Origin of the sequence: Pseudomonas sp. FeN3W (genome assembly GCA_030263805.2) — a bacterium.
GTDB classification, from domain to species: Bacteria; Pseudomonadota; Gammaproteobacteria; order Pseudomonadales; family Pseudomonadaceae; genus Stutzerimonas; species Stutzerimonas stutzeri_G.
This window is the reverse complement of the sequence record CP136010.1, coordinates 2,945,408-2,957,408: the sequence shown is the minus strand read 5'-3', so window position 1 is coordinate 2,957,408 and position 12,001 is coordinate 2,945,408. Positions and strand designations below refer to the sequence as shown.

Annotated in this window: 14 protein-coding genes; 11 read left to right on the top strand and 3 right to left on the bottom strand. The window is 64.6% G+C overall.

The genetic code is table 11. The annotated features are described in order from the left end of the window. The first annotated feature begins 212 nt into the window (after positions 1-212). The 5 genes from ehuB (at position 213) to P5704_013990 (ending at position 3,790) form a co-directional block, all read left to right on the top strand. Positions 213-1,070 (top strand): ectoine/hydroxyectoine ABC transporter substrate-binding protein EhuB, encoded by an 858-nt coding sequence (gene ehuB / locus P5704_014010; GenBank protein WOF77180.1) that lies wholly within the window; start codon positions 213-215, stop codon positions 1,068-1,070. A gap of 121 nt (positions 1,071-1,191) precedes the next feature. Then, the gene (ehuC, locus tag P5704_014005) at positions 1,192-1,851 is read left to right on the top strand and encodes an ectoine/hydroxyectoine ABC transporter permease subunit EhuC (protein WOF77179.1); all 660 of its coding nucleotides are present in this window, start codon (positions 1,192-1,194) and stop codon (positions 1,849-1,851) included. After that, positions 1,848-2,507, top strand: coding sequence for an ectoine/hydroxyectoine ABC transporter permease subunit EhuD (gene ehuD / locus P5704_014000; protein ID WOF77178.1), 660 nt, complete (start codon positions 1,848-1,850; stop codon positions 2,505-2,507). Before ehuC ends, ehuD begins: the two co-directional genes overlap by 4 nt. Continuing rightward, positions 2,504-3,340 carry an ectoine/hydroxyectoine ABC transporter ATP-binding protein EhuA gene (ehuA, locus tag P5704_013995; protein ID WOF77177.1) on the top strand — a complete coding sequence of 279 codons (837 nt, stop codon included), beginning with the start codon at positions 2,504-2,506 and terminating at the stop codon, positions 3,338-3,340. The genes ehuD and ehuA overlap by 4 nt, the downstream gene beginning before the upstream one ends. A 132-nt stretch (positions 3,341-3,472) precedes the next feature. Then, entirely contained in the window at positions 3,473-3,790 is a 318-nt protein-coding gene (locus P5704_013990; protein WOF77176.1) for a tetratricopeptide repeat protein, read from the top strand. 22 nt (positions 3,791-3,812) lie between these two features. Here the strand turns inward: P5704_013990 and P5704_013985 are convergent, their stop codons facing one another. Together P5704_013985 and P5704_013980 are read right to left on the bottom strand one after the other, a co-directional pair. After that, positions 3,813-4,079 (bottom strand): PilZ domain-containing protein, encoded by a 267-nt coding sequence (locus P5704_013985; GenBank protein WOF77175.1) that lies wholly within the window; start codon positions 4,077-4,079, stop codon positions 3,813-3,815. Positions 4,080-4,112: 33 nt separating this feature from the next. Beyond that, complete coding sequence (locus P5704_013980; GenBank protein ID WOF77174.1) at positions 4,113-5,000, bottom strand: lysophospholipid acyltransferase; 888 nt, start codon at positions 4,998-5,000, stop codon at positions 4,113-4,115. A 308-nt stretch (positions 5,001-5,308) separates the two neighbouring features. On the opposite strand from P5704_013980, the gene P5704_013975 reads away from it, so the two are divergent. After that, the gene (locus tag P5704_013975) at positions 5,309-5,785 is read left to right on the top strand and encodes a hypothetical protein (GenBank protein ID WOF77173.1); all 477 of its coding nucleotides are present in this window, start codon (positions 5,309-5,311) and stop codon (positions 5,783-5,785) included. Further along, a complete protein-coding gene (locus P5704_013970) occupies positions 5,785-6,972 on the top strand; it encodes a methyl-accepting chemotaxis protein (GenBank protein ID WOF77172.1) in 1,188 nt (395 codons plus the stop codon). Before P5704_013975 ends, P5704_013970 begins: the two co-directional genes overlap by 1 nt. Positions 6,973-7,020: 48 nt before the next feature. Here P5704_013970 and P5704_013965 read toward each other — a convergent pair whose 3' ends face one another. Beyond that, the gene (locus P5704_013965) at positions 7,021-7,578 is read right to left on the bottom strand and encodes a DNA-3-methyladenine glycosylase I (GenBank protein WOF77171.1); all 558 of its coding nucleotides are present in this window, start codon (positions 7,576-7,578) and stop codon (positions 7,021-7,023) included. Between the two features lie 107 nt (positions 7,579-7,685). Here P5704_013965 and glyQ point away from each other — a divergent pair, with 107 nt between their 5' ends. Genes glyQ through P5704_013945 form a run of 4 tightly spaced genes read left to right on the top strand, consistent with a single transcriptional unit; the run spans position 7,686 to position 11,977 of the window. Next, the gene (gene glyQ, locus P5704_013960) at positions 7,686-8,633 is read left to right on the top strand and encodes a glycine--tRNA ligase subunit alpha (GenBank protein WOF77170.1); all 948 of its coding nucleotides are present in this window, start codon (positions 7,686-7,688) and stop codon (positions 8,631-8,633) included. Beyond that, positions 8,630-10,684, top strand: a complete 2,055-nt coding sequence (gene glyS, locus P5704_013955; GenBank protein WOF77169.1) for a glycine--tRNA ligase subunit beta — start codon at positions 8,630-8,632, stop codon at positions 10,682-10,684. Before glyQ ends, glyS begins: the two co-directional genes overlap by 4 nt. A 4-nt stretch (positions 10,685-10,688) precedes the next feature. Next, positions 10,689-11,231 (top strand): D-glycero-beta-D-manno-heptose 1,7-bisphosphate 7-phosphatase, encoded by a 543-nt coding sequence (gene gmhB, locus P5704_013950; GenBank protein ID WOF77168.1) that lies wholly within the window; start codon positions 10,689-10,691, stop codon positions 11,229-11,231. After that, the gene (locus tag P5704_013945; protein WOF77167.1) at positions 11,228-11,977 is read left to right on the top strand and encodes a lysophospholipid acyltransferase family protein; all 750 of its coding nucleotides are present in this window, start codon (positions 11,228-11,230) and stop codon (positions 11,975-11,977) included. Before gmhB ends, P5704_013945 begins: the two co-directional genes overlap by 4 nt. Positions 11,978-12,001: the final 24 nt, after the last annotated feature.

The following is a 12,001-nucleotide window of genomic DNA, read 5'->3' as shown; positions in this document are numbered from 1 at the left end:
CCCAATGCCCTCCGATTTCCATTTTATGACCAGCTTTTGTACCCTCCTGGCTTGCCGTCTGCGCGGCCTGACGATTGAGCCACACTATCGTCGCTCGGTTTTACCGCACCATCCGTCGTCAGAAGAGTCCCTAACTGAACTCGAGCAATTGCCCCTCCTAGACAAATAACGATCCGATTCCTCGGGTCTCTACAAGGAACAGGAGAAACTCCATGAGGAACAGCACCATCCCGACACGCTCCCGCCGGCTGCTGATCGGCTGCGCCGCCCTGGCCAGCATCGGTTTCGCCAGCCTGACCCAGGCCGATACCCTGGAAGACATCAAGGACAGCAGCAGCGTCCGCATCGGCTACGCCAATGAAACCCCCTTCGCCTACACCGCCCTCGACGGCAGCGTCACCGGCGAATCGCCCGAGATCGTGCGCAAGGTGTTCGAGCGCATGCAGATCGACACCATCAAACCGGTGCTCACCGAGTGGGGCTCGCTGATTCCCGGCTTGCGCGCCGGGCGCTTCGATCTCATCGCCGCTGGCATGTACATCACCCCGGAGCGCTGCAAGCAGGTGCTGTTCACCGATCCGCACTACCGCCTGCTCGACACCCTGCTGGTGGCCGAAGGCAACCCGAAGAACCTGCGCAGCTACGAGGACATCGCCAACAATCCCGACGTGAAGATCGCCATCATGTCCGGCACGGTGAACCTCGGTTACGCGCGCCAGGCCGGCATCAAGGATTCGCAGATTCTGCAGGTCCCCGACACCACCTCGCAGCTGCAGGCGGTACGCGGTGGCCGCGCCGACGCCGCCATCGGCACCCAGCTGACCATGAAGGGACTGGCGGACAAGGCCGGCGACGATGTCGAAGCCATCGCCGACTTCAAGGACGATCCGGCACGCGCGGGCTACGGCGCGCTGGCCTTCCGTCCGCAGGACAAGGCGCTGCGTGACGCGGTCAATGCCGAGCTCAAGCAGTGGCTGGGCAGCGAGGAGCATCTGAAGACCATCGAACCGTTCGGCTTCGATCGTTCCAACGTCACCGACAAGACTGCCGCCGAGCTCTGCGGCGCCTGAAGCCCGTCGGGATGGCTGGTTGGCGCCGCCGACCCGCTGTCCCGCCTGTGAACGCTGAGCGAGGCTGCGCCACTGTTTGCGCAGCCTCGCTCAGCGCTCCGGAAAACCGGATAGCGCCATCATGATCGAACTGCTTCCTCTGCTGTTGCAGGGTGCCTGGGTCACCGTGAAGGTGACTTTCTTCGGCTCCCTGCTGGCCATCGCCTGCGCGCTGATCGCCGCGCTGGCCCGGCTTTCGCCAGTGGCGCCATTGCGCTGGCTGGCCATCACCTATATCGAGGTCTTCCGCGGCTCGTCGCTGCTGGTGCAGCTGTTCTGGCTGTACTTCGTGCTGCCGATGCCACCGTTCAATGTCGAAATGAGTGCCTTCGCCGTGGCCGTGGTCGGCCTTGGGTTGAACATCGGTGCCTATGGCGCCGAGGTGCTGCGCGGCGCGATCCGCTCGGTGCACCAGGGCCAGCACGAAGCCTGTCAGGCGCTGAACATGACGCCGCTGACACGCATGCGCCGGATCATCCTGCCGCAGGCGTTGCTCGCGGCGATTCCGCCCGGCACCAACCTGCTGATCGAGTTGCTGAAGAACACCTCGCTGGTGTCGCTGATCACCCTGTCGGATCTGGCCTTCCGCGCCCGCCAGCTGGATCAGGCGACGCTGATGACCATGGAGATCTTCGGCTTGGCGCTGGTCATTTATTTCGTCCTGGCGCAGGCGATCAATTTCGGCATGCGCCAGCTGGAACGCCGCCTGGCCCGCGGACGGATGCGCGGAGGCTTGTCATGAACTTCTTCGACTGGCACTTCGCCCGCGAGATTCTGCCGCGTCTGCTGGATGCCTCGCTGACCACCATCGGCATCGCCCTGGCCGGTTTCGCCATCGCCGTGGTGCTCGGCCTATTCCTCGCCATTGGCCGCCGCAGCCGCCTGCGCTGGCTATCCTGGCCGATCACCGGGCTGATCGAGTTCATCCGCAGCACGCCGCTGCTGATCCAGGTGTACTTCCTGTTCTACGTGTTCCCCAACTACGGCCTCAACCTCAGTGCGATGCAGGCGGGCATCATCGGCATCGCCCTGCACTACGCCTGCTACACCGCCGAGGTCTACCGCGCCGGCCTGGACGCGGTGCCACGCTCGCAGTGGGAAGCCGTCACCGCGCTGAACATGAAGCCCTGGACCGCCTACCGCGACGCGATCCTGCCGCAGGCGCTGCGCCCGGTGCTACCCGCGCTGGGCAACTACCTGATCTCGATCCTCAAGGACACGCCGGTGCTGTCGGCGATCACCGTGGTGGAAATCATGCAGCGGGCCAAGAACATCGGTTCCGAAAGTTTCCGCTATCTCGAGCCGATCACCATGGTCGGCCTGTTCTTCCTCATTCTCAGCCTCGGCCTCGCCTGGTGCGTGCGCCGTCTGGAAAACCGCATGGAGCTGGCCCGATGAGTACGCCAATGCCTGCCACAGAACAACTGAAAACCGCTGCCGAACCAGCCGAGGCAGCGTCACCGATGGTGCGCTTCGCCGGCGTGACCAAGCGCTACGGTGAACTGACCGTGCTCGACGGGCTCGATCTGCAAATCGAGGAAGGCGAGAAGGTCGCGATCATCGGTCCCAGCGGCTCGGGGAAATCCACCCTGCTGCGGGTACTGATGACCCTGGAAGGCATCGACGAAGGCGTGATCGAGGTCGACGGCGAGCCACTGACGCACATGCCCGACGCCAGTGGCCAGCTGGTCCCGGCCAATGCCCGTCACCTGCGACGGGTGCGCGGCAAGGTCGGCATGGTGTTCCAGAGCTTCAACCTGTTCCCGCACATGAACGCCTTGCAGAACGTCATGGAAGCGCCGGTGCAGGTGCTCGGGCTGAGCAAGCGCGAGGCCCGCGAGCGGGCAGAGGAGCTGTTGGCCATGGTTGGCCTGGAAGACAAGCTGGAACACTTCCCGGCGCAGCTCTCTGGCGGCCAGCAACAGCGCGTGGCGATTGCCCGTGCACTGGCGATGCGGCCGAAGGTGATGCTGTTCGACGAGGTGACCTCGGCACTGGACCCCGAGCTCTGCGGCGAAGTGCTGAATGTTATCCGCCGCCTCGGCGAGGCACACAACCTGACGATGCTGATGGTGACCCACCAGATGGGTTTCGCCCGAGAGTTCGCCGATCGGGTGTGCTTCTTCCATCAGGGCCGGATTCACGAGCAGGGCAGCCCGGACGAGCTGTTCAACAACCCCCGCGAGGAACGCACCCGGGAGTTTCTCAGCGCGGTCAACGAGGCCCACTGACCCGGCGCAGGGAAGACAGCGAAAGCGCCGCAGCAGCTAAGACCAATGGCGTATGCTGCCGCTATTGCCCGGCGGCGGCGATGCACTAAAGTGAGGAAACGCCCGGAGCGGCGCACCGAAAAGGTCTTCAAGATGCTCGAATCGCTGGAAAAGATGCTTTCCCAAGGCATGGACAATCCGATGCTGCGTTTCGGCCTCGGCAAGGGCTACATGGATGCAGGGCAACCGGCGCGGGCGGCAGAGCATCTGCGCCGCTGCGTCGAACTCGATCCGAAATACTCCGCCGCGTGGAAACTGCTGGGCAAGGCGCTGCAGGCCAACGGCGACAAGCCCGGCGCCCATCAGGCATGGGAACGCGGGATCGCCGCGGCGAACGCCCAGGGCGATAAGCAGGCGGAAAAGGAAATGAGCGTATTCCTGCGCCGGCTCGACCGGCTGACGCCCGACTGAACCGGCGCGCCGCGGCCAGCGGTCAGGTTTCGCGCACGAATTGCAGGCCGACCCCTTCGGCATCCACCCGCATCACCACCATCCGCAGTTCCGGCGCCGGAATCGGCAAGTCCTGGACCTGGCCGGTGACCTCGTCGCCGGGATGCAGCACCACCAGCTCCGGATGCCGGACGTAGACGCCGCCATCGGATAGATCGCGGGTCTGCGCGAAGACCTCGCCAAAGGCCGGATGCGCAATGCGGATGCGGCACTTCATGTTGGTACGCGGATGCTGTCTCTGGTTTTGCATGCGCTCGTCCCTGTCGTTGTTGTTTTAGCCTGATCAGTACCAGCGCTTCTCGCCGGCGGGGCGCTTCTTGAAACGCTTCATGGTCCACATGTACTGGCTGGGATGGGCGCGCACATACTTCTCGATCATCGTGCTCATCGCCGCCACGCCAGTTTCCGCATCCTCGCTGTACATCCCTTCGGGCGCGGCCTCGAGGATCACTTTGTAGCCGGAACCATCATCCAGACGCAACGCATGAAGAAACACCCCAACCGCCTTGCCACCGGCGAGCATGCCGGGGACGAACTTGCTGGTCAGCGCCTGGGTGGCGAAGAAGGGTACGAAGATGCCACTGCCTTCGCTCGGCTCGGGGTCGGCCGGGATACCCACGGCGCCGCCACGGCGTACTTCCTTGATGACGCTGAGAATGCCTTCGCGGGTCGACGGGGCGACGCGGTTGCCCAGCTGCACGCGCTGACGCTGCAGCAACTCGTCCACCGCCTTCAGCTTCGGCGGTCGGTAGAAGATGATCGGCTTGCATTGCGCGCAGTAGAAATGATTGAGCACTTCCCAGTTGCCCAGGTGACTGGTGATGCCGACCACACCCTTACCCGAGGCCAGAGCCTGTTCCAGTACCTCCAGCCCCTCGACCTGGCGGACCAGCCTCAAGGTCTTTTCCGCCGGCCAGATCCAGGCGCAGGCGCTTTCGGTGAAAGTCATACCGGTTTCACGCAGGGTACGGCCGAGCAGGGCGTCGAGTTCCGCCGGACTCAGCTCGGGGAAACACTTGTGCAGGTTGATCCGCGCGACGTCCCGCGAGCGGTTCGGCAGCTTCCACATCAGCCAGCCGATCATCGAGCCCACGCCCTGGACCATGCGCCAGGGCAGTCGAGCGAACAGTCGCAGGGAGCCGACCAGCAGGGCGCCTTTGAGCTTTTCCACGGAACACTCCAGAGACCGAAAGGGCAATAGTTTAACCACTTCGGGGCGATTGCCGTGGGGCCGTGCGCGCACATCACCGCAACGGGGTGAAGCCGTTCGGATACAGACTGCCAGAGACGTGTCCATGCCCGCCTCGCCGTGTCGCAGACCGAGATATTGCCCTCGAGCAAAGGCCTTCAGGCAGCGACTGATATTAAAATGATATTACTTTGACGCCAATTAAACCACGCACCGCCGGCTGTCCCGACCGACGAGCGGTCATGCCGTCCGCTTGCCGAGTGCCCAGAAAATCCCAAGGAAGTTGCACATTGAGAACAGAAGCAGCAAACAATCGCCGGAGCGCCTCTGCCACCGTCAAGCCGGTTACGGGTTTCGCCGTTCTGCTGGTGCTGATGATCAGCATTGCCGTAGTGGCCAGCTGGCAGGTCGGGATCATCGACTCGACGCTGAGCGCAATCGTCGACGGCAATGCAGTCAAGCAGCGCCAGGCCATCAACTTCCGCGGCAGCGTACATGACCGCGCCATCGCCTTTCGCGACTTGGCCCTGCTGGATGACGAAGACGAGCGCCAAGCGAGCCTCGAGGAAATCCGGCGTCTGACGCTCATGTACGAGGAATCGGCCCGCCGGCTGGATACCATCTTCAGTGACCCAGACGGCGCCGGGAACGAGGAGCGGGCACTGCTCGACGCCATCAAGGCCATCGAACGCCGCACCCTTCCGATGCTCGAGCGCATCCTCGGACACTATCGGAGGGCGATCGGGCAGCCGCTGAGCGGGTGCTGATGCAGGACGCCCGCCCGGCCTTCAGCGACTGGCTGGCCAGCATCAACCGCTTCATCGACTGGCAGGAAAGCAAGAGCCAGCATGAAACCGGCATCACCCGTGCGACGGCCGGGAGCTTCACCTCTCTGATGTTCATCCTCTGCAGCATCGGTGTGCTGATCGGCGGTACCGTGGCCTTGCTGATCAACCGCTACCTGCTGCATAGCCTCGGGGGCGAACCGAGAAAGGTCGCCGCGATGGTGCAGCGCATTGCCGACGGCGATCTCAGCGCGACGATCCGCAGCGATCATGCCGAAAGCGTAGCGGCGGCGGCCGCCGACATGCAGACGAAACTGCGCGAGATGCTCATGCAGATCGCCACCACCGGCTACGACATCGGTTCGCAGATCAAGCACCTGAACGAATCCTCACGCAGCATGCTGCGTACCACCGAGGAACAGGCCGCGCGTTCCACCGCCGCCGCGGCCAGCCTGGAGGAAATGACCCAGAGCCTGCGGGAAGTCTCCGGCATCACCCAGCATGCCGAGACCAATTCGGTGAAGGCCGCACAGCTGTCGGCGGCCGGCATGGAACTAGTCAGATCGGTGGCCGGCGAAGTGACCACGGTAGCCCGTGCCGTGGCGGATACCTCGGCGCAGATCACCTCCCTGCAACGCCGCTCCGAGGAGATTTCCGGCATCACCGGAGCCATTCGCAGCATCGCCGACCAGACCAACCTGCTGGCACTCAACGCCGCCATCGAGGCGGCACGGGCCGGGGACAACGGCCGCGGCTTCGCGGTGGTGGCCGACGAGGTGCGCCAGCTGGCACAACGCACCACCGAGGCGACCGAGGAAATCGCCCAGATGCTGGTGCTGATCCAGAACGAAACGCGCGAGGCGGTCACGCTCATGCAGAGCACCGGAGCCCAGGTGCAGCATGGCCTGGAACTGGCCAACGAGGCCGCCGAGCGCCTGGAAGAGATCCACGGCCAGTCGCAGGATTCGGCGCGCAACGTGAGCCAGATCGTCGAACTGACCGAACAACAGGCGTCGGCGATCGGCGAAATCGCCAGTCACGTCGAGCGGATTTCACTGATGTCCGGGGAAACCTCCGAGGCCACGCAAGGCAACGCCAGAGCCACCGAGGTGCTGGAGCGAACCACGCGGCTGCTGGAGCAGGAGGTCCAGCGCTTCCGTATCGACTGAAACAGGCCGGACGAGAATCGCCCGGCCATACAACGGCGCCGGCGCGGCTCAGCGATCGACCAGCAGGGCGCCGTGCCGCTCGCAATCGATCAGGTGATCCATGACCATCCCCGTAGCCTGCATGTAGGCATAGCAGATGGTCGGCCCGACGAAGCTGAAGCCAGCCTTCTTCAACGCACGGCTCATCGCCTCCGCCTCGGGCGAGACCGCCGGCACCTGGTCGAGGCGCTCGAAGCGGTTGATCTTCGGCACATCACCGACGAACGACCAGACGAACCCCGCCGGATCCTCCAGCTGCAACCAGGCACGCGCGTTGCTGCGCGCCGCCTCGAGCTTGCGCCGGTTGCGGATGATGCCGGGATCCTGCATGCGCTCGTCGATCTCGGCATCGCTCATGTGCGCCAGGCGCTCGGCATCGAAGCCGAACAGCACCTGCCGATAGCGCTCGCGCTTGCGCAATACGGTGATCCAGGAAAGCCCCGCCTGAAAGGCCTCGAGCAAGAGGAATTCGAACAGCACCTGCGGATCGCGGGCCGGTACGCCCCATTCGCGATCGTGGTAGTCGATGTACAGCGGGTCCGTGCCGCACCAGGCGCAACGTGGCATGTGGTCTCCTTGCGCAGGCCTCGTCCGATGGCCTAAACCATCGCAAGCGCAGCCATGCGGGGGGTATACTCCGAGGCTTTCTGTCGAAGCCCAGCACAGGTGAAATTTTGAGCCAGACTACGCCTGCCGTGCGCACCTTCCAAGACCTGATCCTCGCCCTGCAAAGCTACTGGGCCGAGCAGGGTTGCGTGGTCCTGCAGCCCTATGACATGGAAATGGGCGCCGGTACATTCCACACCGCCACCTTCCTGCGCGCCATCGGTCCCGAGACCTGGAACGCCGCCTATGTTCAGCCTTCGCGCCGTCCGGCCGACGGCCGCTACGGCGAGAACCCCAACCGCCTGCAGCACTACTACCAGTTCCAGGTCGTGCTCAAGCCCAACCCGGACAACATCCAGGACCTGTACCTGGAGTCGCTGCGCCGCATCGGCGTCGACACCTCGGTGCACGACGTACGTTTCGTCGAGGACAACTGGGAGTCGCCGACCCTCGGCGCCTGGGGTCTGGGCTGGGAAGTCTGGCTCAACGGCATGGAAGTCACCCAGTTCACCTACTTCCAGCAGGTCGGCGGCGTCGAGTGCTACCCGGTCACCGGCGAGATCACCTACGGGCTCGAGCGCCTGGCCATGTACCTGCAGGGTGTCGACTCGGTGTACGACCTGATCTGGGCCGATGGCCCGTTCGGCACCGTGACCTATGGCGACGTGTTCCACCAGAACGAGGTGGAGCAGTCGACCTACAACTTCGAGCACGCCAACGTGCCGAAGCTGTTTGAACTCTTCGATTTCTACGAGAGCGAAGCCAACCGCCTGATGACCGCCGAGCTGCCACTGCCGGCCTACGAGATGGTGGTCAAGGCCTCGCACACCTTCAACCTGCTCGATGCTCGGCGCGCCATCTCGGTGACCGCGCGCCAGCAGTACATCCTGCGCGTGCGCAGCCTGGCGCGCTCGATCGCCCAGAGCTACCTGCTGGCCCGGGCCAAACTCGGCTTCCCCATGGCCACCCCCGAACTGCGTGACGAAGTGCTGGCCAAGCTGGAGGCTGCAGAATGAGTGCACTGGATTTCCTCGTCGAACTGGGTACCGAAGAACTGCCACCGAAGGCGCTCGCCAAGCTGGCCGAAGCCTTCTGCGCCGGTATCGAGAAGGGTCTGAAGGACGCCGGCCTGGACTTCGTCAAGGCCCGCGCCTACGCCGCGCCGCGCCGCCTGGCGGTGCTGGTCGAGCAGCTGGCGACGCAGCAGCCCGATCGCAGCATCAACCTCGACGGCCCACCGCTGCAGGCGGCCTTCGACGCCGAAGGTGAGCCGACCCAGGCCGCGCTGGGTTTCGCCCGCAAGTGTGGCGTGGACCTGGCCGAGATCGATCGCAGCGGGCCGAAACTCAAGTTCAGCCGCACCATCGAGGGCCAGCCGGCCGCCCAACTGCTGCCAGGTATCGTCGAAGCCTCGCTGAACGACCTGCCGATTCCCAAGCGCATGCGCTGGGCCGCCCGCAAGGAAGAGTTCGTCCGCCCGACCCAGTGGCTGGTGATGCTGTTCGGTGAGCAGGTGATCGATTGCGAGATCCTCGCCCAGCGCGCCGGTCGCGAATCGCGCGGCCACCGCTTCCACAGTCCGGGCCAGGTGCACATTTCCAAGCCGTCCAGCTACCTGGAAGACCTGCGTGGCGCCCATGTGATCGCCGACTTCGCCGAGCGCCGCGAGCTGATCGCCAAGCGCGTCGAGCAGCTGGCTGGCGAGCAGAACGGCACGGCCATCGTGCCGCCGGCGCTGCTCGATGAAGTGACTGCACTGGTCGAGTGGCCGGTGCCGCTGGTCTGCTCGTTCGAGGAACGTTTCCTCGAAGTGCCGCAGGAAGCGCTGATCACCACCATGCAGGACAACCAGAAGTATTTCTGTCTGCTGGATGCCAACGGCAAACTGCTGCCGCGCTTCATCACCGTGGCCAACATCGAATCGAAGGACCCGGCGCAGATCGTCGCCGGCAACGAGAAGGTCGTGCGCCCGCGTCTGACCGACGCCGAGTTCTTCTTCAAGCAGGACAAGAAGCAGAAGCTCGACAGCTTCAACGAGCGTTTGAAGAACGTGGTGTTCCAGGCCCAGCTCGGCACCGTGTATGACAAGGCCGAACGCGTCTCGCGTCTGGCCGGGCTGATCGCCGAGCGCACCGGCGGCGACAAGCAGCGCGCCGCGCGCGCCGGCCTGCTCTGCAAGTGCGACCTTGCCACCGAAATGGTTGGCGAATTCCCGGAAATGCAGGGCATCGCCGGTTATTACTACGCGCTCAACGACGGCGAACCGCAAGACGTGGCGCTGGCGCTGAACGAGCAGTACATGCCGCGCGGCGCGGGCGGCGAACTGCCGAGCACACTCACTGGTGCGGCCGTGGCCGTGGCCGACAAGCTCGACACCCTGGTCGGGATCTTCGGCATCGGCATGCTGCCCACCGGTTCCAAGGACCCCTACGCCCTGCGCCGTGCCGCCCTCGGCGTGCTGCGCATCCTCATCGAGAAGCAACTGGACCTGGATTTGGTCGAGGCGGTGAACTTCGCCATCGGCCAGTTCGGTACGCAGGTCAAATCTGCCGGGCTTGCCGATCAGGTACTGGAATTCATCTTCGACCGCCTGCGCGCACGCTACGAGGACGAAGGCGTCGACGTCGCCGCCTACCTCTCGGTGCGTACCGTGCAGCCCGGTTCGGCGCTGGACTTCGATCAGCGCGTGCAGGCGGTGCAGGCGTTCCGCACATTGCCGGAAGCCGAGGCGCTGGCCGCCGCCAACAAGCGCGTCTCCAACCTGCTGAGCAAGTTCGAGGCGAAGCTGCCGGAAGCGGTTGAGCCGCGCTGGTTCGACAACGCCACCGAGTTCTCGCTGTATTCGGCGATCCAGCAGGCCGAGCAGGCCGTGCAGCCGCTCGCTGCCGCGCGCCAGTACCGCGAGGCGCTGGAGCGCCTGGCGCACCTGCGTGGCCCGGTTGATGCGTTCTTCGAGGCGGTGCTGGTGAATGCCGAGGATGCCTCGGTGCGTGCCAACCGTTATGCCTTGCTGGCCCGGCTGAGAGGATTGTTCCTTGGCGTTGCCGATATTTCCGCACTTGGCTAAGCCCGTGAAACTGATCGTGCTGGACCGCGACGGGGTGATCAACGAAGACTCCGACGAGTACGTCAAGTCGCTCGACGAGTGGATTCCGATCCCGGGCTCGCTGCAGGCGATCGCGCGGCTGTGCAAGGCCGGCTGGACGGTGGCGGTAGCCACCAACCAGTCCGGCGTGGCACGCGGCAAGTTCGACCTGAGCACCCTCGGCGACATGCATTTCAAGATGCAGCAGCTGGTGATGGAGCAGGGCGGGCGCATCGACCTGATCGTGCACTGCCCGCACGGTCCGGACGACGCTTGCGAGTGCCGCAAACCCAAGGCAGGAATGTTCCGCACTATCGCCGAGCATTTCGGCCTGGCAGACCTCAAGGGCGTGCCGGTGGTGGGCGACAGCCACCGCGACCTGCACGCCGGTATGCTGCTCGGCGGTTTGCCCTACCTGGTCAGGACCGGCAAGGGCTTGCGTACGCTGGAAGGCACCTTGCCGCCCGGTACGCAGGTCTTCGATGACCTCGCCGCCGTAGTCGATCATCTACTCGAGAGTTCTCGATGAGCCTCCTGTTCCCCGTTCGCATCGTCCTCTTCTATTTCCTGCTGGCCTTCACCGCGTTCGCTTGGTGCCTGGTCAGCCTGGTGTTTGCACCTTTCATGGCGTTTCGTGCCCGCTATCGCTTCGTGGTGCAGAACTGGTGCCGCTGCGCCGTCTGGCTTGGCAAGACACTCGTTGGCCTGCGCTATGAGGTGCATGGCGCGGAAAACGTGCCGGCACGTCCCTGCGTGATCCTCGCTAAGCATCAGAGCACTTGGGAGACCTTCTTCCTCTCAGCGTACTTCGAGCCGCTGACCCAGGTACTCAAGCGCGAGTTGCTGCGGGTACCGTTTTTTGGCTGGGCGATCATGCTGCTCAAGCCCATCGCCATCGACCGCGACAACCCGAAAGCGGCGCTGCGCCAGGTCGCCAAACAGGGCCACGAGCGCCTGGAGCAGGGCGCCTGGGTACTGATCTTCCCGGAGGGCACCCGCACGCCGGTGGGCCAACCGGCAAAGTTTTCCCGCAGCGGTGCGGCACTGGCGGTCAACGCCGGGCTACCAGTGTTGCCGATCGCCCATAACGCCGGCATGTTCTGGCCCAAGGCCGGCTGGGGCAAGCGCCCCGGCACCATTCAGGTGGTCATCGGGCCGCCGATGCTGGCCGAAAGCGAAGGCCCGCGCGTGGTGGCCGAACTCAACCAGCGCGCCGAAGACTGGGTCAACGCGCAGGTCAGCCAGCTCGAAGCACAGGGTCGCCCGACCTCCTGATCACCACCGGGGCGGCAGGGATGC

Coding starts and splice junctions, on each gene's coding strand:
- ehuC (WOF77179.1), top strand. CDS start 1,192: ATGATCGAACTGCTTCCTCTGCTGTTGCAGGGTGCCTGGGTCACCGTG.
- ehuD (WOF77178.1), top strand. CDS start 1,848: ATGAACTTCTTCGACTGGCACTTCGCCCGCGAGATTCTGCCGCGTCTG.
- P5704_013990 (WOF77176.1), top strand. CDS start 3,473: ATGCTCGAATCGCTGGAAAAGATGCTTTCCCAAGGCATGGACAATCCG.
- ehuB (WOF77180.1), top strand. CDS start 213: ATGAGGAACAGCACCATCCCGACACGCTCCCGCCGGCTGCTGATCGGC.
- P5704_013965 (WOF77171.1), bottom strand. CDS start 7,578: ATGCCACGTTGCGCCTGGTGCGGCACGGACCCGCTGTACATCGACTAC.
- P5704_013970 (WOF77172.1), top strand. CDS start 5,785: ATGCAGGACGCCCGCCCGGCCTTCAGCGACTGGCTGGCCAGCATCAAC.
- glyS (WOF77169.1), top strand. CDS start 8,630: ATGAGTGCACTGGATTTCCTCGTCGAACTGGGTACCGAAGAACTGCCA.
- ehuA (WOF77177.1), top strand. CDS start 2,504: ATGAGTACGCCAATGCCTGCCACAGAACAACTGAAAACCGCTGCCGAA.
- P5704_013985 (WOF77175.1), bottom strand. CDS start 4,079: ATGCAAAACCAGAGACAGCATCCGCGTACCAACATGAAGTGCCGCATC.
- P5704_013945 (WOF77167.1), top strand. CDS start 11,228: ATGAGCCTCCTGTTCCCCGTTCGCATCGTCCTCTTCTATTTCCTGCTG.